Consider the following 19,999-nt stretch of genomic DNA (forward strand, 5'->3'; position numbering starts at 1 on the left):
CATGCTAATCCGACCTAACTGCCATCGAACGGATTATTTTCGAATCGAGTTCGCTTTCGGCACCGCATCTCGAACTCTTCTCGGGCTAGACGCAGTTCGTTGCAGCGACGGTGCGTACCGCGAGACGCGTCGCTGGCGGGCGCGGCGTCGAAAGAAAGTCGGGTTCGGCGTGAAGCCGACGGTTTCGCGACGATTCAGGCTGGGGTCGTTGGGGCGTACGGGTCCGGCGTCCGAAGGGGCTCGCGGGTCACGTTCGTTCCCCGCTCGCCTGTCGAGGCGGGTTTCCGCTCCCTTCGGTCGCGTTTTCCCGCCTCGCTCACATCGGCTGCGTCAGGCGGTGCCTGACGGCCTCTGGAAATCTGTCTCCGACAGATTTCACATAGCGCCGCCCATGCCGCCCATGCCGCCCATGCCGCCGGCGCCGCCGGGCGCGCCGCCCTCGTCGCCGTCGCCGCTGGTGCTGAGGTCGCCCGCGGCGATGATGTCGTCGATTTTGAGCACGAGGTTCGCCGCCTCGGTGGCCGAGGAGATGGCCTGCTCCTTGGCGTGGGCGGGCTCGACGACGCCCGACTCGAACGTGTTCTCGACTTCGCCCGAGAAGACGTTCAGACCGGCGCGTTCGTCGCCGTCCTCGTGGGCCGCGCGGAGGTCGACGAGCGTGTCGATGGAGTCGAGACCGGCGTTCTCCGCGAGGACGCGCGGGACGAGTTCGAGCGCGTCGGCGAACGCCTCGACGGCCAGCTGTTCGCGGCCGGAGACGGAGTCAGCGTAGTCGCGGAGGCGCGAGGCGAGTTCGACCTCGGTCGCGCCGCCGCCGGCGAGGACGCGGCCGTCGGAGACGGTCGTCGCGACCACGTCGAGGGCGTCCTCGACGCCGCGTTCGAGTTCGTCGACCACGTGGTCGGTCGAACCGCGCAGGAGCATCGTCACGCCGTGCTTCTCGTCGCCGAGACCCTCGACGTAGAACAGTTCGTCCTCGCTGTCGCGGCGGACGGAGGCGACGCCGAGGTCGGCCTCGGTGACGCTGTCGAGGTCGGAGACGACGTTGCCGCCGGCGACGTTCCGGAGGAACGCGATGTCGGACTTCTTCGTCCGACGGACCGCAAGGATGCCCTCCTTGGCGAGGTAGTGCTGGGCGAGGTCGTCGATGCCCTTCTGGCAGAAGACGACGTCGGCGCCGGAGTCGACGATCTTCTCGACCTTCTCCTTCAGCTGCTTCTCCTCCTGGTCGAGGAACTTCTGGAGCTGGTCGGGGGACTCGATGTTGACCTGCGTGTCGACGTCGGCCTCCTCGACCTCGATGGGTTCGTTGAGGAGGAGGACGTCGGCCTCGTCGAACTCCGTCGGCATGTCGTCGTGGACGGGGTCCTTGTCGATGACCGCGCCGTTGAGCAGTTCGGACTCGGACGCGGAGCGACCGGTCTGCGTCTCGATGGAGACGTTCTCGAGGTCGACCACGAAGGAGCCGTCGTCGGCCTGCACGGTGACCTGTTTGACGGCGTCGACGATGATTTCGGCGAGAAGCTCCTTGTTGAGTTCGGAGCTCTTGCCCGTCATCGACGTCTCGGCGACCTTCTTCAGGAGGTCCTCGTCGTTGGGGTCGACCTGCTCTGCGATGTTGTCTATCTCCTCGCGGGCCTTCTGGCTGGCGAGGTGGAAGCCCTTGATGATGGCCGTCGGGTGGATGTCCTGTTCGAGGAGGTCCTCGGCGTTCTTCAGGAGTTCACCCGCGATGGCGACGGCCGTCGTCGTCCCGTCGCCGGCCTCGTCCTCCTGCGTCTCGGCGACTTCGACGATCATCTCGGCCGTCGGGTTGTCGATGTCCATCTCCTTGAGGATGGTGACACCGTCGTTCGTGATGGTGACGTCGCCCATCGAGTCGACGAGCATCTTGTCCATCCCCTTCGGACCGAGTGTCGAGCGTACCGCCTCAGCGACGGCGCGGGCGGCACTGATGTTGTACTCCTGCGCGTCGCGGTCTTTCACGCGCTGCGCGTCCTCACCCATGATGATCATGGGCTGACCCTGCTGCATTCGCTGACTCATAGTCACCGCAGGATTGTTTGTGATTCTATATAAAAGCTACGTTCGAGAACGTCGTGTGGCGTGTCACCACGATTCACGACCCCGCCCCCGAAGTCGGCGACGTGTCGCGTTTCTGCCGCCGTTCGTCCGCGCGCACGCCGTCGCCTCCGCGACCGAACTGAAGCGAGTAGCGCCTCCCTTTATATACTCAGCGTCGCAGCCGGCGGGTGGCACCACGTCACCGAACGCGGCGTCGCCACTCCGGGTCGGGCGAGAGCGAGTGGACGCGGCGTCGTCACTGGCGGGTGAACCTTCGAAGAATGGAACGGTGACGACCGGCCGGCCGACTACTCGTCGTCCGGCAGTTCGTCCGCGAGGAACTCTGACCGGCGAGTCCGTTCAGACTCGAACGACGGGAGTTCTTCGTCGGCCTCTAGCGCCTCTATCTCCTCCGAGTAGAGACTCTCCTGGAGTTGGCTCCGCTTGTTCCGACCTTTCCGCTCCCGGCCGTTCTTAGTGTCTGGCATTGTCAACCGTGGGTACACGCGACACACTCATGAATCTTTGGGAGGATGTCACACGGTGAATAAACCGCTTCGGCGGCGCTGTGGAGGCGAACTACTCCGGTGGTGGCTGGCGGCAGGCGGGTGCGGTCGGAACCTATTCGTCGTACGCGTGCGCTTCGAGCGTCTCCATCGAGACGGAATCCAGCACCGCCTCGTTCGTCGCTTCGAGGACGACGGGCGGGACGGTGGTCTCCGGCAGGCGTTCGCTCCGCGTGGCTTCGAGCGCTTCGGTCCACCGCCCCAGGCAGAGACACCAGCGGTCGCCCGGTTCGAGGCCGGGGAACCGCAACGTCGGGCGCGGCGTCACGAGGTCGTTCCCCCGCCGTTTGCTGAACGCCAGAAACTCCTCGGTCATCACCGCACAGAGTTCGTGTCGCCCCGGGTCGTCGGGGTGGGTTCCGCAACAGCCGTCGCGCTCGAACCCGGTCGTCGGGTCGGTGCTACAGGGAGCGAGTTCCTCGCCGAGAACGTTCCGTTCGGACATATCGGCACGATAGGGCCGTGCGAACAAAAGGCCCGTCGTGCGGGTATCGCTCCGCCGCCGCGGTTCGTTCGGCTGCGAGACACCTCGCTGGAGGTGTGAAATCGGAGACTCCCGGGACAGAGACTCGAACTCACTCGGCTCTATCGCACCCCCCGCCGCTGGTAGTCTGCTGCGGCCCCGCGGAGTCCGGAGCGCACACTCACGGCCGAACGGGCGACGCGCGCTCCTCACTGCCTTCTCACTACCTGAGAACCTCCACCTGTGGTTACGTTCTCGCGAGTCCCCGTGGTAGGTATGGGTTCAGAAACTCCACAACGACTCACCTTCGACGTCTCCGCGTCGGCGGAGTCCCCGACCCGGACCCGCGTATCGACCCGTGACTTCGAGTTCGTCGTCGACGAACCGGCGACGCTCGGGGGGAGCGACGAGGGACCGAATCCCGTCGAGTACCTCCTCGGCGCACTCGCCGGCTGCATGAACGTCGTGGCCCACCAGGTCGCTCGCGAGATGGACCTGGACGTGCGTGACCTCGAAATCGAAATCGACGGTGACCTCGACCCCGCGAAGTTCATGGGCGAGAGCGACGAGTCGCGGGCCGGGTACCAGGAGGTCCGCGTCGACATCTCGGCCGACGTGGACGCGACGGACGAGACGATTCAGACGTGGCTCTCGGCGGTCGAAGAACGATGTCCCGTCAGCGACAATCTGAGTCACGAGACGCCGCTCGCCGTCTCCTTCGAATCCCGCTGAACGAGTCGTCGGCATCGACTCGGACCTGTTCTGCCTTCTCTCCTACCGGCGGTGGTCCAGTATCCACCGAGTGCAACGGAGGCGGTGACCGGCTCACGCTCGAGCGACCAGAACAGAGACGGTCGCCGACTGAACCACGTCCTCCGTCGTGCTACCGAAGAGCCGCTCTGAGAGGGTCGAATCCTCGCTCTCTCCGATCACGATCAGGTCGATTCCGTTCTCGTCGCTGTACTCCTGTATCGCGTCCTCCGGAAACCCTTCGAGAATGACCCGCTCTGCCGAAACACCGGCTTCGTCGACCATCTTCTCGGCCTGATTCAGCGCCTCTCTCGCCTCCTCGTCGAGGGTTTTCGTGAGGTCGTCCGCGATGTCACCAACACCGGATGCGGCCATCTCCGTCTCGACGTCGACGACGTGCAGGAGATGTACCGTGGCACCCGTCCCAGACGCAATCTCCACGCCCTGTTCCAGCGCGGTCGTGCTCGCAGCGGATCCGTCTGTCGGGATGAGGATATCGTGGTACACGATTCTTTGCTACTGTTTGGACGATGAAAAAAGTGGCGTGGCTCGCTCTGCGACGAGACGCCTCGCTGGAGAAGTGAAGTCAGTAGAACGCCGGGACAGGGATTTGAACCACGGTCACTCTGCTCGCTTCGCTCGCGCCGTTCCCTGATTCAAATCCCTTCGTCGTCGGTTACAGCGAACTCCCCGTCGTCCGCTCGGCGACGAGACGCCTCGCTGGAGGGTAGTTCGCAGAGAAACGCCGGGACAGGGATTTGAACCCTGGATCCCAAAGGGAACACGCTTTCCAGGCGTGCGCCTTACCACTCGGCCATCCCGGCTCTAATCCGGACTACCCGGTTGACGTGTTTAAGTCCTTCCTTTCGCGGCGATGCGCTTCTCGGTGGCGTAGGACGCGGCACCGACGACCACACCGACCGCAACCGCGACGCCGAGGGCCGCCCCCACGTCGAGTCCGAGTGACCCGACGACGAGTCGGTAGCCCTGCACGAGGACGAGGAAGGCGAGTGCGCCGACCACGCCCCACAACGCCGCGGACCTGACGCGCGAGGGCACGCTACTTGTCGGCCACGTCGGCGATGGCCTCTATCTCGACGCCGACGCCCTTCGGCAGGTTGCCCACCTCGACGGCGCTTCGCGCCGGCGGTTCCTCGTCGAAGTACGTCGCGTACGTCTCGTTCATCTCCTCGAAGTCGTCGATGTCGGCGAGGTAGACGTTCACCTTCAGGACGTCACCCGCGCCGGCCCCCTCCGATTCGAGGATGGCCATCACGTTGTCCAGCGACTGCGCCGTCTGCGTCGCGATGTCCTCGTCGTCGAGGAGTTCGCCCTCGGGGGTCAGCGGAATCTGCCCCGCCGTGAACAGGACGGACCCGTTCGTCGTCGCCTGACTGTACGCGCCGACTGCGGCGGGCGCCTCGTCCGTGCTGATGGTTCGTTTCATACCCGACGGGTCTTCCGCCGTGGACTTAAAACCGAAAGAAGCGGCCGCCTCGTCGACGCATCGCACCGTGCTCCGCGGCGTCAGTCGCCGGCGTACGACTCGCCCGCCTCGACGGGGCCGCGGAACGTCGAGTAGAGGACGGCGAAGTAGACGAATATCAGGGGGAGCAGGAGCGCAGAGGCGATGCTCATGAGGTTCAGCGGGAGCGTCGAGACGATGCCCGCCGACAGCGTCAGCCCCGTCACCGGGTCCACGAGGGGGTAGAGCAGCGCGGCCACGAGTGTGACCAGCCCGTACGTCAGACCCGCGGCGGCGGCGAGGGCGAGGACGTATCGCTCGCGCCGCATCGCCGCGACGTAGGCGACGCCGAGGAGGGCGCTCAGGCCGACGAGTCCGAGCGACGCGGGCGCGAGAAGCGCGGGCCGCATCCCCGGCCGGGTGACGAGCAGGTAGGCGACGGCGACGACGACGAGGCCGAGGTAGGCGGCGAGCGCTGGGGTCCCGTACCGGGCCGTCTCCCCGCGGAGCGACCCGCGCGTCTTCAGCCCGAGGAACGCCGCCCCGCTGACGACGGTGAGGGCGACGACGGCGACGCCGACGACGACGGAGGCGACGGAGAGAATCGTCGTCGCGCCGAGCAGCCAGTTCGCCGCGAAGACGCCGAGGAAGAACGGCGCGAGGACGCTGCCGGCGACGAACGCCCGCCCCCACCAGCGCTGCCACGCCTCGTCGTGCCGTTGCTCGTACATCTCGGGGGCGAGGCCGCGCAGGATGAGTGCGCCGAGGATGGCGAACATCAGCAGGTAGTTCCGGCTGAACAGGTCCGCGTACACGGACGGGAACGCGGCGAACAGCGCGCCGCCGAAGACGACCAGCCACACCTCGTTGCCGTCCCAGAACGGGCCGATGGCCGACAGCAACTGCTCTCGCTCCTCCTCGTCGTCGCGCGTGGCGAAGATGGCGCCGACGCCGAAGTCGAAGCCGTCGAGGAACAGGAACGTCCCGAGCATGAAGAACACCAGCCCGAACCATATCTCGGGCAGGGGGAGGCCGAACAGCGGACCGTCGGCCAGCCCGTACGTCTGGAGCGGCAGGGGCGACGCGAACGCGGGCATCAGTCGTCCCCCGCGGCGGCGGCCGTCTCGTCGAGCGTCGCCTGCGTGTGCCCCGTCACCGTCGGCGGCCCGCCCCGGATGATGCGGGCGACGACGTACGTGTAGAGCGTCAGCAGTCCGAGGTAGACGAGGGCGAACCCGGCGAGCGTCAGCGTCGCCTCGAAGCCGGCCAGGCCGGGCGAGACTCCGTCGGACGTCCTCATCACCCCCTGCACCACCCACGGCTGTCGACCGACCTCGGTGACGATCCACCCCACCTCGACGGCGAGGATGCCGAGCAGCGACGACGCCATCAGCGACTTGTGCAACAGGTCGTCTTCGCGGAGTTGCCCCCGCCACCACCGGTAGGCGGCCCAGAACGCCAGCAGGACGAACCAGAAGCCGAGTCCGACCATGATGCGGAAGGACCAGAAGACGATGGCCACCGGCGGCGCCTCCGTCTCGAACTCGTTCAACCCGGTGATGGTGGCCGTGGGGTCGCCCCCGCTTGCCAGCCACGACGCGCCGCCGGGGATGCCGAGTCCGAACAGTTCCTTGGCGCGGGGGTTCGTCAGGTCTTCGAGGTTCGTCGGCACCGCGACGATGTACTCGGGGACGTAGCTCTCGGTCTCCCAGACGGCCTCCATCGCGGCGAACTTCTGCGGTTGCGTCTCCGCGACGTGCCGCCCGTAGGCGTCGCCGTGGACGACCTGCAACGGCGCCGTGACGACGAGGACGACGATGGCTATCTTCAGCGTCGTCTCCCAGAAGGCGACGTTCTTCACCGGGTAGCCCCAGTGGTGGTGTCGGAAGACGTAGTAGGCGGCGACGCCGGCCATGAACAGGGCGACGGAGAGGACGGCGGCGTTCTGCATGTGGACGAACATCCAGGGGAATCGCGGGTTGGCGTAGGCGGCGATGGGGTCCACCAGCGAGATGATGGGCTGACCGTTCTTCGTCACCACCTCGAACCCGCGCGGCGTCTGCATCCAGGAGTTGGCGACGAGAATCCACACCGCCGACAGCCACGTCCCGAGGCCGACGGCGACGGCGGACACCATGTAGAGCGCGTCGGACACCTTCTCGCGGCCGAAGACGAACACGCCGAGGAACGTCGCCTCCAGCATGAACGCCATCATCCCCTCTGTCGCCAGCGGTCCGCCGAACAGTTCGCCGGTGAACGCCGAGAACGCGGCGAAGTTCGTCCCGAACTCGAACTCCAGGACGATGCCCGTCACGGTGCCGACGACGAACGAGACGGCGAATATCTTCGTCCAGAACCGCCGCAACTGCTCGTACACCGGGTCCTCGGAGCGGATGTCTTTCCACGTGAAGTAGACGAGGAACGGTGCGAGGCCCATGCTCATCACCGGGAAGATGATGTGTACGATGGTCGTCAGCGCGAACTGCAGTCGACTTGCGAGAACTGGGTCTATCATGGGGCGAAGGCCGCGTGCGAGCGGAGAGACTCCCGCTCAGCTACTATCTATGCCTTAGAGAGAGACTCATATATCGGGCCGATTGCTTCTCAGCCGCTGGGAACGATTCGGCCGCCGACAGGTCACGGACGGCGACTCGGGAGCGTCGCGGTTCGAGAGCGTCGCGGTTCGGGAGCGTCGCGGTTCGAGAGCGTCGTGCGGCCGGGGACGTCGGCGACCGCTCAGACGAGGACTTCCACGCGGTAGCCCTTCTCGCGGAGGGCGCCGAGGAGGTCCTCGACGTGGTCGTGGCCGCGCGTCTCCAGGTCGAGTTCGACGTCCGTCTCGTTCATGCCTATCTCGCGGGAGGTGCGGTCGTGGCGGATGGCGTAGATGTTCGCCTGCGCGTCGGCGATTATCGCCAGCAGGTCGTGCAGGGCGCCGGGGCGGTCCCGCAGGACCGTCCGCACCTTCAGGTAGCGCCCCGTCTCCACGAGGCCCCGCATCACGACGGTGGTGAGCTGGTTCATGTCGATGTTGCCGCCGCAGAGGGCGGGGACGACGACTTCGTCCGGCGCGAAGTCGAACTTCTCGAACAGGAGGGCGGCGATGGGGACGGCGCCCGCCCCCTCGACCAGCGTCTTCGAGCGTTCCAGCAGGTACGTGAGGGAGACGGCTATCTCCTCGTCGGAGACGGTCACCACCTCGTCGACGTACCGCTGGATGACCTCGAAGGGCTTGTCGCCGACGCGACGGGTGGCGATGCCGTCGGCGACGGTGTTCACGCTGTCGAGTTCCTGCACCGACCCCTTCTCCAGTGACTGGGCGACGCTCGACGCCCCCTCCGCCTGCACGCCGACGACGCGCACGTCGCCGAGTCGCTCCTTGACGGCCGTGGCGACGCCGGAGATGAGGCCGCCGCCCCCGATGGGGACGACGACCGTCTCCACGTCGGGGCAGTCCTCGGCTATCTCCAGCCCGATGGTCCCCTGACCGGCCATCACGTAGTCGTCGTCGAACGCGTGGACGTAGGTGCGGTTCTCCCGTTCCTCTATCTCGTGCGCCTTCGCCTGCGCCTCGTCGTAGTCCGCGCCGTGGAGGACCGTCTCCGCGCCGTACCGCCGCGTCGCCTTCACCTTCGAGATGGGCGCGTGTTCGGGCATCACGACCTTCGAATCGACGCCCGCACGCGTCGCCGCGAGGGCGACGCCCTGCGCGTGGTTGCCGGCACTCGCGGTGACGACGCCCGCGTCCTTCTCCGCCTCCGACAGCGTCGTGATGCGGTTCAGCGCGCCGCGAATCTTGAACGACCCGGTGCGCTGGTTGTTCTCCAGTTTCAGATAGACCGCGGCGCCGGTCATGTCGGAGAACGTGTGTGAGTAGTCCAGCGGTGTGTGCTTCGCGACCCCCTCGATTCGGTCCCGGGCCGCCTCGATGTCGGCGAGCGAAATCATACGCCGCGGTTCCGTGGCGCGACGTGTAAGCGTTCGGATTACAGTTTCGTTCGTTACAATTTATGCGAGCGCGGCGGTCGGCCCGCGCGGTCGCCGTGGCGGCGTCGGGGAGCGTTCGAGACGAGGCGACGATACCGACGGCTGGTCGTTCGTTCCTGCGTCTCAGAACGTGTAAAGGGGGGAATGCACGCGTGTGACGTGCAGTTACTCTACTGTTCGGATGGTATATAAACGTCCTGCAGGCGGAGTGGAAGTGAAATCGCAAGACAGCGGCGACCCGAACGCGCCGTCAGACGCCCGTCTGTCACTCGTCGTGCCCGGCGTCCGTCGGTTCGACGACGACCGAGTTCGCGGAGCGATAGCGTTCGACCCGGGTTCGAAGGTCACCGTCGCCCGGCCACCCGGCGTCGGCGCTCTCGTCTTTGCCGGCGGAGCGAACGCCGAGACGGGCCGCGTCGCCGACGTAGACGAACGCCCGGCCGCCGTCGGTCCGGGGGAGTTCGACTCGGACGTACAGGCCGGAGGCGACGCCCTCGTACCGGTCCAGCGTCGTCACCTCGTCGGTGCGGAGGAGGCGACCCGACACCGACCCGCCGGGTACGAGCGTCGGATACCGCCCCTCGACGCGGTGGAGTCCGTCGACGCGGGCGTCCGGCCCGAACGACCAGTCGTCGAGCAGTTCGTCCGCTCGGTCGGCGTCCGTCAGCGTCCCGTAGACGAAGAACGAGGGCATGGATGTCGATTCACGCCGGAGCGACGTTCCGTTTCCGGTATCGTCAAGCGTCACACGTCGCTGGTGACTGTATGAACGGCGGGCGACTCCGCGACGTCTGGACGCGAGTGTTCGCACTCGCGTGGCCCGTGATGGCCGAACAGACGACGCGGACGCTCATGCGCACCGTGGACATCGTCGTGACGGCCGCGCTCTCGCCCGCCGCCGTCGTCGCCATCGGCCTCGCGGACCTGTTCGCTCGTTTCCCCCTCCGCATCGGCCTCGGACTCGGCGGGGCCGCCATCGCCCTCTCCAGTCAGGACACCGGCAGCGGTGCCGACGCCAACCGCGACGAGGCGGTGACGCAGGCTCTCCTCGTCGCCTTCCTCGTCGGCGTCCCGTTCGTCCTCGTCGGCGTCCTGTTCGGCGAGACGGCCGTGGGTCTGTTCCCCGCCAGCGACGACGCCGTCCGCCTCGGCGGCACCTACCTCGCCGTCGTCTTCGCCACCGCGCCCGCCAGACTCGTCGCCCTCGTCGCCGCCCGGTCGTTACAGGGCCTCGGCGACACGCTGACGCCGATGTACGTGAACGTCGTCGCCAACGTCGTCAACGTCTCCCTCTCGGTCGGACTCGGGTTCGGCCTCCTCGGCCTGCCCCGACTGGAGGTGTTCGGCGTCGGCCTCGCCACCTCGGCGGCGAACGCTCTCTCGGCCACCCTCCTCGTCGCCGCCGTCTACCGCCCCGAGTCGCCGGTGACGTTCGCGCGGCCGACGGACGCGACCATCGGCGCGCAACTCGTCCGCGTCAGCCTCCCCCGCGTCGCCGAGGGGTTCGCCGCCGAACTCGCGGAGTTCCCGTTCAACGCCCTCCTGCTATCGTTCGGGGACGTGGCGAACGCCGGCTTCCAGATCGGACGCCGCGTCTACCAGCAGGTGACGGGACCGCTCGTCCGCGGTTACAACACCGCCGCGAGCATCCTCGTCGGACAGGCACTCGGCCGAGGCGATCCGGCGACGGCCCGGTACGAGGGGTGGGCGACGGCCGTCCTCGCTCTCGGCACCGTCGGCGTCGTCGGTCTCCTCCTCGTCGTCTTCGCCGACCCGGTGGTGGCCGTTCTCGGCTTCGGCGGGTCGGGCGAGGCGCTCACCTACGCCGCCGAGTTCGCGGTCGTCTACGGCCTCTCCGCGCCGCTTCTCGCCCTGTTCGTCGCGCTCTCCGGCGCGTTGCAGGGCGCGGGGGCGACGCGCATCCCCTTCGTCGCCCGCCTCACGGGGATGTTCGGCTTCTTCGTCGGCCTCTCGTACGTCGCCGTCGAGGTCCTCGGTACGGGCCTCGTCGGCGTCTACGTCGGCGTCTTCGCCGCCTACGCGTGGATGGGTCTCTTCGTCTTCGTCGCGTTCCGGTACGCCGACTGGGCGGGGACGGCGGCGGGACTCCTCCGAGAGCGAGGAAGCATCGAGGGCGACGACTGACGCCGTCGACGGCCGCCGGACGGCGTCGCCACTCGCCGTCGGCCGCGAAAGGAGAGCGGGGTGTCCAGCCCGTGTGCGTCGTTCGACCGCCGTCTACCGCTCGTCTATCGGCGTGAGCGTCAGGTCCTCCTCGCCGACGTAGCGCGCGCGCGGTCGGATGAGGCGGTTGTCCTCGTACTGTTCGATGACGTGCGCTATCCACCCGCCGACGCGGGACATGGCGAAGATGGGCGTGTAGATGTCCACGGGGATGCCCATCTGGTAGTACGTCGAGGCGGAGTAGAAGTCCACGTTCGGCGCGAGGCCCTTCTCCTCGCCGATGTACTCCTCGATGGCGACCGAGTAGTCGTACCACTTCATGTCGCCGGCGGCCTCGCCGAGTGCCTCGGACTTCTCGCCGAGAATCTTCGCGCGCGGGTCCTTGACGTTGTAGACGCGGTGGCCGAACCCGGGGACGCGGCGGCCCTCTTCGAGGGCGTCCGTGACCCACTTCTTCGGGTCTTTGTCGCTCTCGTCTATCTCCTTGAGCATCTTCATCACGTTCGCGTTCGCGCCGCCGTGCAGCGACCCCGCGAGGGTGCCGACGGCCGACGTGACCGCGCTGTGCAGGTCCGAGAGCGTCGAGGCGGTCACCTTGGCCGAGAACGTCGAGGCGTTCAGGCCGTGGTCGGCGTGCAGGACGAGTGCCATGTCGAACGTCTCCGCCAGCACGTCGTCCGGTTCCTCGCCGTTGAGCATGTAGAGAAAGTTCTCCGCGTGGCCGAGGTCCTGGCGCGGACTCACCACGTCCTCGCCGTTCCGCAGGCGATTGAACGCCGCCAGCGCCGTCGGAATCTTCGCCGTGATGCGCCGCCCCTTGCGGACGTTCGCGTCGAGGTCCGTCACGTCCTCGTGGTCCGCGTCGTCGTCGTACGCCGACAGCGACGAGACGACGGTCCGCAACGCCGCCATCGGCACCTCGTCGGCCTCGGCGAGCGCCCGAATCTCGTCGAGCACGCCGTCGTCGAGTTCGCGCTCCTCCGCCATCGTGGACGAGAACTCGTCCAACTGTTCGCGCGTCGGTAGCTCCCCGTGCCAGAGGAGGTAGACGACTTCTTCGTACGAAGCGTCTCGGGCGAGGTCTTCGATGGCGTACCCGCGATACACGAGTTCGCCGGCGTCCCCGTCGATGAAGCTCAGTTCGGACTCGGCAACGAGAACGCCTTCCAGACCCCGCTTCAGGTCGTCTGACATACCAATCAGGTTCCCATCGGTATCAAAAAAGCGTTATCGTTCACACCAAAACGAAATCGACTATTGCCGAAAAACGGTTTCGACAGCCGCGCTCTCGGGCGTCGAGGTATCGGGACCGGCGCGACGGGACGCGGAGGGGCCTCTCCCCACGTACCGCCGTGACACGGCCCGTCCCGCCGACACGGAGATATTGCCGCTTCGCGTAGAACGTCCGACGGACGTCGTCGCTAACAAACCTTTTCACCGAACGACGTGAACCTCGGCGTATGAACCCCGAGGACGTGGAGTACGAACCGGTGAGCGTCAAGGAGGTGCTCGCCGAGATGAAAGACACGGCGGAACTCCTCATCGACCTCTCGTTCTCCGCGGTCCTCAACGGGAGCGACGACATCGCCCGCGAGGTGCTGGAACTGGAGGAGCGGATGGACGTGCTGAAACTGCAGGGACGGATGAGCCTGCTCATGGCCGCCCGCACGCCCGAGGACGCCGAGCAACTCGCCTCCGTCCTCGGCGTCGTCGGCGCGGCGGAGAAGATAGCCAACGCCGCGGGCGACATCGCCAAGGTGGTGCTGGAGGACATCGGCCTCCCGGACGCGATTCGCTCGGCCCTCCCGGAGGCGGCGGAGATGCTCGTCCGCGCCACCGTCGTCGCCGACTCCGACTACTGCGGTCGGTCGCTGGCCGACGTGAACATGGAGACGGAGACGGGCGTGCGCGTCATCGCCATCCGTCGGCAGTCGGTGACCGGCAAGCGCCGGTGGATACTCAACCCGAACCGCGAGACGACGATACAGGCCGACGACGTCCTCCTCCTCCGCGGCCCGCAGACGGGCGTCGCGACGGTGTTCGAGACGGCGACGACCGCCCCGTACGAACTGCCCGAGACGCACGACCCGCCCATCGAGGACCTCGAACGCGCCGTGGACTCCATCATCCTGATGAAGGACATGAGCGAACTCGCCGTGGACCTCGCCTACGGGTCGGTGCTGTTCGACTCCGAGGACGTGGCCGAGGAAGTCGAGGAACTGGAAGCCGAGGTGGACGCCCTGAAGTCGCGCTTCGAGGCGTGGGTGCTGCAGGCGGCCCAACGCGTCGACGACCCGGTCCAACTCCGCGGCCTCGTCCACATCGCCTCGGCGACGGAGGTCATCTCCGACGCCGCCCTCGAAATCTCCGAGGGCGTCCTCCGCGGTATCGACGCCCACCCCGTCGTCGCCGCCGCCGTCGAGGAGTCCGACGAGATTATCGTCCGCCTCCACGTCGGCGGTGAGAGTTCGCTGGCGAACGAGACGCTCGGCGACCGCATGGTGAAGACCGAGACGGGGATGCGCGTCATCGCCGTCCGCCGCGCGGACGGGAGCGAGTGGGTGGTCCAACCCGGTCCGACCACCGCGCTGCACCCCGGCGACGCCCTCATCGCGAAGGGCACCCGCGCGGGGGCCGAACGCCTCGGCGAACTCCTCGACGACCCGCAGGCGTTCGAGGAGTGACCGGACGGCGCTCCGCCTCGACTGTTCAGGTGTCCGACCGGTTCGACAAGAGTTATCTCCGGTATCTGCAATACCTCCCACGTGAGTCTCGTCGCCGACTTCTCGCTCCCTCGGAGTGAACTCCTCCTCGAAGGCGTCCCCAGCGACTGGACGGGTCGCGTGGAGTTCGAACGGTTCGTCCCCGCGTCGCCGGACCCGCTCCCGTTCGTCAGAGTCCGCGGCGACAGGGAGGCGTTCGCCGCCTCGGCACGCGCGGACTCGGCGGTGGCGTCGCTCACCGAGCGAGACGTGACGTCGTCGTGGACGCGCTACCGCCTCGCGTGGACGCCGGACGCTCGGCGCTCGATTCGGCGACTGTTCGGCGACCCCGTGGTTCTGGAGGCCGTCGCCGTCAGGGACTGGACGTTCTGCGTCCGCTTCCCCGAGTTCGCCCACGTGGCCGCCTTCCGCGAGACGGCCGAGACGTCTGGGTACCCGCTGGAACTCCACCGCCTGCGCGAGGAGTCGCGGACCGAGGACGCGGCGACGGACCTGACCGACCTCCAGCGAGAGACGCTGGCGCTGGCGATTCGGCGGGGGTACTTCGAGGTGCCGCGGTCGGCGACGCTGTCGGACCTCGCCGCGGAACTCGGCGTCTCGAAACAGGCCGTCTCCGAACGACTCCGCCGCGCCCTCGCACTCCTCGCCCGGGACGCCGTGGGTGAGTCCCCCTCTCGGTGACTTAAACGCCCGGACAAATCAATGCGGACGCTCATCCGTTCACCCGTGGTTGTGAGTAGCACGATGAGTGGAGTGACGTTTTGGAACGGTAGCAGTCAGAGTCCGTCGTCCGACACGACGGGTCGGTGGGTGGGACACCCGTGACGACCCCCGCGTCCGGGTCGTCAGACGGTATCGTCGCGGGCGGCCGCCTCGACGTTCGTCTCGTCCGACGAATCGCGCGAACGCTCGACCGAGACCCGATGGACCTCCCGCCGTTGGCGTGGGAGGTAGACCTGGACGCGCTCTCGACGCTGGCGACGAACGGGCACGTGAGCATCACCTTCGAGTACGAGGGATGCGACGTTCGTATCCACAAGGACGGCACCGTCTCCATCTCCATCGACGACGCGGACGCCGACACCGCCTCGGCGTAGGCGGCTCACACCTCTTTCAGCAGTCTGTACGCGGAGACGAGCGTCAGGACCGCCGTCACCAGAAGCGCCGTCGCGGACGCGAGGACGAACGCGAGGACGGCGAACCAGCCCTCGGGGCCGAGGACGGGGTACTCGCGCGTCCCGGCGAACGGGCCGAACAGTTCGAGGACGCGGAACGCGTAGGCACCGACGGCGAGTCCGACACCCGCGAGTGCGCCGACTTTGGCGTTCCGCGAGACGTGTAACGCGTGGGCGAGTCCGCGTTGCGGCGGCCGCCCCGGAACCTCGTCGCTCACGCTCGCCCGTAGCGGCCGAGAGCGCATAGCCTCGTCGGAATCGGCGCTCCGGAACCGCCCTCAGTCGTACGCCTCGAACTCGCGCCCGAAGACGAGGAAGTAGCCCGTCCCGACCAGACCGACGGCGGTGGCGACGAGAAACGCCGTCTCCGGGTCGTTCGCGTACAGCCACCCGCCGACGGCCGCCGAGGGGATGGTGACGGCGTTGCGGAGGAGGTAGTACGACCCGACGACGCGCCCCCCGGCGTTCTCCTCGGCGGGGCCGACGATGAGCGCCTTGTGCGCCGGCAGTCCCGCGAACCGGAGCCCCGAGAACGCGAACAGGAGGGTGAGGACGAGGGCGCTGTCCGGCGCGTTTATCAGGAGGACGGGGAACGCGGCGTAGACGGCGAAGCCGAGGCCGACGACGGGTTTCAGGCCGACGCGACGGGCGAGTTTCGCCACCGGCACCATCGTGACGAGGGCGACGGCCATCTCGACGGCCAGCAGGACGCCGAAGAACGCGTCCGGCGACAGCGACCCGACGAACGGGAGGCGCGCGCCGACGCCGAGGAACTCCACGACGACGATGACGAAGAAGACGTACACCATCCCGTTGGCGAAGCGGACGAGGGTGTCGCCGACGAGCAACGGGCGGAGGGCCGCGGGCATCTCGCGGAGGTCAGAGACGACGGTGGCGACGCCCTCGAACGACTTGCCGAGACTGTCCTCGGAGGCGTCGTAGCGGACGTGCTGAGCCACCGTCGCCACGGCGGCGAAGACGGCGGCCACGGCGAGGACGACTCTGAAGCCCGTCTCGAAGGCGAACACGGCGAGGACGGCCGCGGCGAACAGCGGACCGAGGAAGAACGCCGTCCGCCGGAACGTCTCCGTGCTGGCGAATCCCGTCGCCAGTCGACCCGGCGGCACGCTCTGCTTCACGATGGCGAACGTCGCGCCGAGGCCGAACGACTTCCACGCCTGCGCGAACAGGAGGCCGAGGAAGATACCGACGGGGAGCGAGAGGGGGTCGACGACGAACGGCCCGACGGCGAACCCGGGAAGGGCGAGGACGCCGAACGCGCCGGCGAACAGCCATATCAGGAAGCCGACGGTGGAGGCGAGGCCGAACGCGGTGAGGGCGACTCGGGAGCCGACCCGGTCGGAGAACGCGCCGCCGGGGTAGGGGTAGACGGCGCTGATGAGGTTGCCGAAACTGCCGTACAGGCCGATGGCGACGCTGCCCGCCCCGAGGACGCTCACGTACCGGGGCATGTACCGCCCCGTCATCTGAAAGCCGAGGCTGAACGCGAACATCGACAGCGAGAGGACCAGTACGTCGCCGTCGAGGGCGAAGAACTGTCGGAACGTCGAGAGCGCGTCCGGGTCGTCCGCCTCACCGTGTGCCATACGCGTCTGTGTCGCCCGCCGGACGAAATGTCTCCCGGTCGCGAGACGCTATATAGCGGTCAGGAGAGCTGTGTAGGCCAGTTCCCGGTGGATGACGTGCCGCGACCCGCGACGCGCTACAGGTGGACCCAGCCGGTCGACCCCCGTTCGGGGAGGTGCCACCGCTGGTAGACGGTCCCGCCGTCGGTCCGCACCTCCACCTCCGCGTCGCAGGACGACGCGTGCGACGCCCGCGTCTCCTCGTCGTCGGCGTCGACGTGGTAGTACGCCATCCCGCAGACGCCGCTGACCGAGTCGGTGATGGCGTCGGTCACGTCCAGCGTTCTGTCGCCGCCCACCTCGCCGGCGACTTCGGTCACCGAGTCGACGCTGACGCGGAGTTCGCCCGGCCCGATACCGCCCTTGTCGAACGTCTCGACGGCGTCGCAGACCGTATCGCGCAGGCCGTCGGCGCGGGTCTGCGGGTCCGACGACTCCGCGAACACGTCGCGGAAGTTCACGACCGAGACGGAGTCGCTGTCCGTGGTGACGCCGCGCGGGAGTCGGTCGCCCAGACCGTCCTCGTCGCCGGTCACCAGCACTCGCGAGTACGACGGCACGGCACCGAGCGTTCGCCGACTCGCCCTGTCCGTGCCCACGTCGTCGTCGGAGCTAACGAGAATCGAGCACCCCTCGCGCTTCAACCGGAGGAGAGCGCGACGAAACTCCTCCGGAGCCAAATCTGCGGCCATAGTGTCTGGAGACGCCCATATATTTCAGAGCTATCTAACTTGTTATTAAGTCTCGAAACGGATAACTGTTGTTTCCGCTTGGATACCGTTTTTTGCCGCTTCTCCGGGAAGATACCGAACCCATAAAGGGAGATGCATCCCTGTGTCTGGTAATGATTTCCCTCGGTAGTGCGAGTGCGGCCCCGGGCGAGGTGGACACGGGGCGTCTCGAGGTGGGTGAGACGCGCGATGGGACCACCGTCGGTCTGCCGTGCGCCGTCGTGAACGGTGCCTCGGACGGGAAGACGCTCTACGTGCAGGCGGCCTCGGACGGCGACGAACTGAACGGCGTGGGCGTGATACAGCGACTGTTCCCGCAACTGGACCCCGCGGACATCTCCGGTCAGATTCTCTTTGTCGGCATCGTCAACTACCACGCGTTCCAGGTCGCACAGCACCGAAACCCCGTGGACGACACGAAGATGAACCGGGCGTACCCCGGCGACGAGAACGGCACCTCCTCGGAGCGCATCGCGGCGGCGACGTTCGACGTAGCCCGCCGCGCCGACCTGATTCTCGACCTGCATCAGGGCTCCACCTCGCAGATGATAGACGAGGTTCGCGTCCGGTGCGGACGGCACCACCGCCTCCACAGCGAGTGTCTCCGCCTCGCCAAGACGTTCGGCTGCGGGTACGTGCTGGACCAGAAGGGACCGGACGGCCAACTCGCCCGCGCCGCCCCCGACGAGGGCGTCCCGACGGTGGACCCCGAACTCGGCGGCTGCGTCGGGTGGGACGAGGAGAGCATCCGGAAGGGCGTTCGCGGCGTCCACAACGTCCTTCGCGGGTACGGCTTCCTCGACGGCTCCGTCGAGACGGAGCGACAGACCCGCGCGAAGGGGTTCGACCAGTACGGCGCTCCCGCCGGCGGTCTGGTCCGATTCGAGAAGCACCTCGGCGAGCAGGTGTCCGCGGGCGACGTGGTGTTCGAGGTGACCGACGTGTTCGGCGGACTCAAGGCGCGCGTCACCGCCGACGGCTCCGGCATCTTCTGGCGGTCCCGCCGCCTCCCGCAGGTCGCCACGGGCGAGTACGTCTGCTCGGTCGGGACGGGCATCGACACGTTCTGATGGCGCTCGACGCACTCTCGCTGCGGTGTTCGGCCTGCGGGGAGACGTACGAGACGGCGTGGCAGTGGCGCTGTGACTGCGGCGCGCCGCTGGACTTCCTCGCGGACGCCCGCCCGTCGCGGGACGCCCCGGACCCGCGCTCGTTCGACGCCCGGCGGGGCCTCTGGTCGTTCGCCGACTTCCTCCCCGTCGGCCCGCGCGTCACCCTCGGGGAGGGAACGACGCCCCTCGTGGACGCCCCCGAGTGGGACGCCTCGTTCAAACTGGAGTACGTCTTCCCCACGGGGTCGTTCAAGGACCGCGGCGCGACGACGACGCTCTCCGTCGCCGCGGAACTCGGCGTCGACACCGTCGTCGAGGACTCCTCCGGCAACGCGGGCGCCGCAATCGCCACCTACGCCGCCCGCGCCGGCATCGACGCCGAGATATACGTCCCCGCGTCGGTGAAGGCGTCGAAACTCCGGGCCATCGAACGGGCCGGGGCGACCCCCGTCCGCGTCGAGGGCTCCCGCGAGGACGTGACCGACGCCTGCGTCGACGCCGTCGAACGCGGCGACGGCTGGTACGCCTCTCACGCGTGGAACCCCGCGTTCTTCGCCGGGACGGCCACGTTCGCCTACGAGGTGGCCTACCAGCGCGGGTGGTCCGCGCCGGACGCCGTCGTCACGCCACTCGGGCACGGCACCCTGTTCCTCGGCGCGTACCGCGGCTTCCGCGCCCTCCGGGACGCCGGGTGGATAGACGAGATGCCGACGCTCCTCGGCGCGCAGGCCGCCGGCTACGCGCCCGTCGCCGAGGAACTGCACGGTCCGACCGACGGGCGGAACCGGGTCGCCGACGGCATCCAGATACGCGACCCCGCCCGCCTCGGGCAGATTCTCGCCGCCGTCGACGCCACCGGCGGCGACGCCGTCGCCGTCTCCGAGGAGGCGGTCGAGGCGGAACTGGACCGCCTCCACCGCCGCGGCTTCTACACGGAACCGACCTGCGCCGTCGCACCCGCGGCACTCCGCGAGTACCGCGACCGCGGCGTCGTCTCGCCGGACGACGACGTGGTGGTGCCGCTGACCGGCAGCGGGCTGAAGGGCTGAGGGCGTCGTTCCGGTCCGCCGACTCGCTCGTCTGCCACCGCGCGCCCTCTCGACGCGGCGGACGCCCCGGTGAGCGGACGGGTT

The 19,999-nt window shown here is 68.0% G+C and carries 21 protein-coding genes and 1 tRNA gene; 7 read left to right on the plus strand and 15 right to left on the minus strand.

What is annotated here, in order from left to right:
* Window positions 1–375: 375 nt before the first annotated feature.
* The 3 genes from thsB to BM310_RS03230 form a co-directional block, all read right to left on the minus strand.
* The gene (gene thsB, locus BM310_RS03220) at window positions 376–2,016 is read right to left on the minus strand and encodes a thermosome subunit beta (RefSeq protein ID WP_089804563.1); all 1,641 of its coding nucleotides are present in this window, start codon (window positions 2,014–2,016) and stop codon (window positions 376–378) included.
* Window positions 2,017–2,372: 356 nt separating this feature from the next.
* Window positions 2,373–2,552 carry a hypothetical protein gene (locus BM310_RS03225; protein ID WP_089804565.1) on the minus strand — a complete coding sequence of 60 codons (180 nt, stop codon included), beginning with the start codon at window positions 2,550–2,552 and terminating at the stop codon, window positions 2,373–2,375.
* 133 nt (window positions 2,553–2,685) lie between these two features.
* Entirely contained in the window at window positions 2,686–3,075 is a 390-nt protein-coding gene (locus tag BM310_RS03230) for a DUF2237 family protein (RefSeq protein WP_089804568.1), read from the minus strand.
* 294 nt (window positions 3,076–3,369) lie between these two features.
* Here BM310_RS03230 and BM310_RS03235 point away from each other — a divergent pair, with 294 nt between their 5' ends.
* Window positions 3,370–3,825, plus strand: a complete 456-nt coding sequence (locus BM310_RS03235) for an OsmC family protein (protein WP_089804570.1) — start codon at window positions 3,370–3,372, stop codon at window positions 3,823–3,825.
* 93 nt (window positions 3,826–3,918) lie between these two features.
* On the opposite strand, the gene BM310_RS03240 is transcribed toward BM310_RS03235, so the two are convergent.
* From BM310_RS03240 to BM310_RS03275, 8 genes are all read right to left on the minus strand, one after another.
* Window positions 3,919–4,350, minus strand: coding sequence for a universal stress protein (locus BM310_RS03240; RefSeq protein WP_089804572.1), 432 nt, complete (start codon window positions 4,348–4,350; stop codon window positions 3,919–3,921).
* 236 nt (window positions 4,351–4,586) lie between these two features.
* Window positions 4,587–4,667, minus strand: a tRNA-Ser gene (locus BM310_RS03245).
* 28 nt (window positions 4,668–4,695) lie between these two features.
* Complete coding sequence (locus BM310_RS03250; RefSeq protein ID WP_089804575.1) at window positions 4,696–4,902, minus strand: hypothetical protein; 207 nt, start codon at window positions 4,900–4,902, stop codon at window positions 4,696–4,698.
* 1 nt (window position 4,903) lies between these two features.
* Window positions 4,904–5,290, minus strand: a complete 387-nt coding sequence (locus BM310_RS03255) for a Rid family detoxifying hydrolase (RefSeq protein WP_089804577.1) — start codon at window positions 5,288–5,290, stop codon at window positions 4,904–4,906.
* A gap of 80 nt (window positions 5,291–5,370) precedes the next feature.
* Window positions 5,371–6,405, minus strand: a complete 1,035-nt coding sequence (gene cydB / locus BM310_RS03260; protein ID WP_089804579.1) for a cytochrome d ubiquinol oxidase subunit II — start codon at window positions 6,403–6,405, stop codon at window positions 5,371–5,373.
* The gene (locus BM310_RS03265) at window positions 6,405–7,823 is read right to left on the minus strand and encodes a cytochrome ubiquinol oxidase subunit I (RefSeq protein ID WP_089804581.1); all 1,419 of its coding nucleotides are present in this window, start codon (window positions 7,821–7,823) and stop codon (window positions 6,405–6,407) included. Before BM310_RS03265 ends, cydB begins: the two co-directional genes overlap by 1 nt.
* 221 nt (window positions 7,824–8,044) lie before the next feature.
* The gene (ilvA, locus tag BM310_RS03270) at window positions 8,045–9,256 is read right to left on the minus strand and encodes a threonine ammonia-lyase (RefSeq protein WP_089804583.1); all 1,212 of its coding nucleotides are present in this window, start codon (window positions 9,254–9,256) and stop codon (window positions 8,045–8,047) included.
* A 304-nt stretch (window positions 9,257–9,560) separates the two neighbouring features.
* On the minus strand, window positions 9,561–9,989 hold the full coding sequence (locus BM310_RS03275; protein WP_089804585.1) for a gamma-glutamylcyclotransferase family protein: 429 nt from the start codon (window positions 9,987–9,989) through the stop codon (window positions 9,561–9,563).
* A gap of 71 nt (window positions 9,990–10,060) precedes the next feature.
* On the opposite strand from BM310_RS03275, the gene BM310_RS03280 reads away from it, so the two are divergent.
* On the plus strand, window positions 10,061–11,440 hold the full coding sequence (locus tag BM310_RS03280) for an MATE family efflux transporter (protein WP_089804587.1): 1,380 nt from the start codon (window positions 10,061–10,063) through the stop codon (window positions 11,438–11,440).
* 93 nt (window positions 11,441–11,533) lie between these two features.
* On the opposite strand, the gene citZ is transcribed toward BM310_RS03280, so the two are convergent.
* Window positions 11,534–12,673 carry a citrate synthase gene (citZ, locus tag BM310_RS03285; RefSeq protein WP_089804589.1) on the minus strand — a complete coding sequence of 380 codons (1,140 nt, stop codon included), beginning with the start codon at window positions 12,671–12,673 and terminating at the stop codon, window positions 11,534–11,536.
* A gap of 266 nt (window positions 12,674–12,939) precedes the next feature.
* Between citZ and BM310_RS03290 the strand changes: the two genes are divergently transcribed.
* The 3 genes from BM310_RS03290 (at window position 12,940) to BM310_RS03300 (ending at window position 15,299) form a co-directional block, all read left to right on the plus strand.
* Window positions 12,940–14,163: a potassium channel family protein gene (locus BM310_RS03290; protein ID WP_089804591.1), complete on the plus strand. Its 1,224-nt coding sequence runs from the start codon at window positions 12,940–12,942 to the stop codon at window positions 14,161–14,163.
* 81 nt (window positions 14,164–14,244) lie between these two features.
* The gene (locus BM310_RS03295; protein ID WP_177232518.1) at window positions 14,245–14,883 is read left to right on the plus strand and encodes a helix-turn-helix domain-containing protein; all 639 of its coding nucleotides are present in this window, start codon (window positions 14,245–14,247) and stop codon (window positions 14,881–14,883) included.
* A 140-nt stretch (window positions 14,884–15,023) separates the two neighbouring features.
* On the plus strand, window positions 15,024–15,299 hold the full coding sequence (locus BM310_RS03300) for a HalOD1 output domain-containing protein (protein ID WP_089804596.1): 276 nt from the start codon (window positions 15,024–15,026) through the stop codon (window positions 15,297–15,299).
* Between the two features lie 5 nt (window positions 15,300–15,304).
* Here BM310_RS03300 and BM310_RS03305 read toward each other — a convergent pair whose 3' ends face one another.
* The 3 genes from BM310_RS03305 to BM310_RS03315 all read right to left on the minus strand — a co-directional run bounded on the left by BM310_RS03305 (window position 15,305) and on the right by BM310_RS03315 (window position 17,715).
* Window positions 15,305–15,622 carry a DUF7536 family protein gene (locus tag BM310_RS03305; RefSeq protein ID WP_089804598.1) on the minus strand — a complete coding sequence of 106 codons (318 nt, stop codon included), beginning with the start codon at window positions 15,620–15,622 and terminating at the stop codon, window positions 15,305–15,307.
* Between the two features lie 33 nt (window positions 15,623–15,655).
* Window positions 15,656–16,984: an MFS transporter gene (locus tag BM310_RS03310; protein ID WP_089804600.1), complete on the minus strand. Its 1,329-nt coding sequence runs from the start codon at window positions 16,982–16,984 to the stop codon at window positions 15,656–15,658.
* Window positions 16,985–17,100: 116 nt separating this feature from the next.
* Window positions 17,101–17,715 carry a DUF7504 family protein gene (locus tag BM310_RS03315; RefSeq protein WP_089804602.1) on the minus strand — a complete coding sequence of 205 codons (615 nt, stop codon included), beginning with the start codon at window positions 17,713–17,715 and terminating at the stop codon, window positions 17,101–17,103.
* 152 nt (window positions 17,716–17,867) lie between these two features.
* Here BM310_RS03315 and BM310_RS03320 point away from each other — a divergent pair, with 152 nt between their 5' ends.
* Window positions 17,868–18,824 (plus strand): succinylglutamate desuccinylase/aspartoacylase family protein, encoded by a 957-nt coding sequence (locus tag BM310_RS03320; RefSeq protein WP_089804603.1) that lies wholly within the window; start codon window positions 17,868–17,870, stop codon window positions 18,822–18,824.
* Window positions 18,824–19,915 (plus strand): pyridoxal-phosphate dependent enzyme, encoded by a 1,092-nt coding sequence (locus BM310_RS03325; protein WP_089804605.1) that lies wholly within the window; start codon window positions 18,824–18,826, stop codon window positions 19,913–19,915. The genes BM310_RS03320 and BM310_RS03325 overlap by 1 nt, the downstream gene beginning before the upstream one ends.
* Window positions 19,916–19,999 lie beyond the last annotated feature (84 nt).

This window comes from Halogeometricum rufum (assembly GCF_900112175.1).
Lineage (GTDB): Archaea > Halobacteriota > Halobacteria > Halobacteriales > Haloferacaceae > Halogeometricum > Halogeometricum rufum.

What these genes read in the sequence shown, in the direction of transcription:
- BM310_RS03310 (WP_089804600.1), bottom strand. Translation starts at nt 16,984, where the DNA reads ATGGCACACGGTGAGGCGGACGACCCGGACGCGCTCTCGACGTTCCGA.
- ilvA (WP_089804583.1), bottom strand. Translation starts at nt 9,256, where the DNA reads ATGATTTCGCTCGCCGACATCGAGGCGGCCCGGGACCGAATCGAGGGG.
- BM310_RS03325 (WP_089804605.1), top strand. Translation starts at nt 18,824, where the DNA reads ATGGCGCTCGACGCACTCTCGCTGCGGTGTTCGGCCTGCGGGGAGACG.
- thsB (WP_089804563.1), bottom strand. Translation starts at nt 2,016, where the DNA reads ATGATCATCATGGGTGAGGACGCGCAGCGCGTGAAAGACCGCGACGCG.
- BM310_RS03225 (WP_089804565.1), bottom strand. Translation starts at nt 2,552, where the DNA reads ATGCCAGACACTAAGAACGGCCGGGAGCGGAAAGGTCGGAACAAGCGG.
- BM310_RS03230 (WP_089804568.1), bottom strand. Translation starts at nt 3,075, where the DNA reads ATGTCCGAACGGAACGTTCTCGGCGAGGAACTCGCTCCCTGTAGCACC.
- BM310_RS03280 (WP_089804587.1), top strand. Translation starts at nt 10,061, where the DNA reads ATGAACGGCGGGCGACTCCGCGACGTCTGGACGCGAGTGTTCGCACTC.
- cydB (WP_089804579.1), bottom strand. Translation starts at nt 6,405, where the DNA reads ATGCCCGCGTTCGCGTCGCCCCTGCCGCTCCAGACGTACGGGCTGGCC.
- BM310_RS03305 (WP_089804598.1), bottom strand. Translation starts at nt 15,622, where the DNA reads ATGCGCTCTCGGCCGCTACGGGCGAGCGTGAGCGACGAGGTTCCGGGG.
- BM310_RS03315 (WP_089804602.1), bottom strand. Translation starts at nt 17,715, where the DNA reads ATGGCCGCAGATTTGGCTCCGGAGGAGTTTCGTCGCGCTCTCCTCCGG.
- BM310_RS03275 (WP_089804585.1), bottom strand. Translation starts at nt 9,989, where the DNA reads ATGCCCTCGTTCTTCGTCTACGGGACGCTGACGGACGCCGACCGAGCG.
- BM310_RS03255 (WP_089804577.1), bottom strand. Translation starts at nt 5,290, where the DNA reads ATGAAACGAACCATCAGCACGGACGAGGCGCCCGCCGCAGTCGGCGCG.
- BM310_RS03265 (WP_089804581.1), bottom strand. Translation starts at nt 7,823, where the DNA reads ATGATAGACCCAGTTCTCGCAAGTCGACTGCAGTTCGCGCTGACGACC.
- citZ (WP_089804589.1), bottom strand. Translation starts at nt 12,673, where the DNA reads ATGTCAGACGACCTGAAGCGGGGTCTGGAAGGCGTTCTCGTTGCCGAG.
- BM310_RS03320 (WP_089804603.1), top strand. Translation starts at nt 17,868, where the DNA reads ATGATTTCCCTCGGTAGTGCGAGTGCGGCCCCGGGCGAGGTGGACACG.
- BM310_RS03290 (WP_089804591.1), top strand. Translation starts at nt 12,940, where the DNA reads ATGAACCCCGAGGACGTGGAGTACGAACCGGTGAGCGTCAAGGAGGTG.
- BM310_RS03235 (WP_089804570.1), top strand. Translation starts at nt 3,370, where the DNA reads ATGGGTTCAGAAACTCCACAACGACTCACCTTCGACGTCTCCGCGTCG.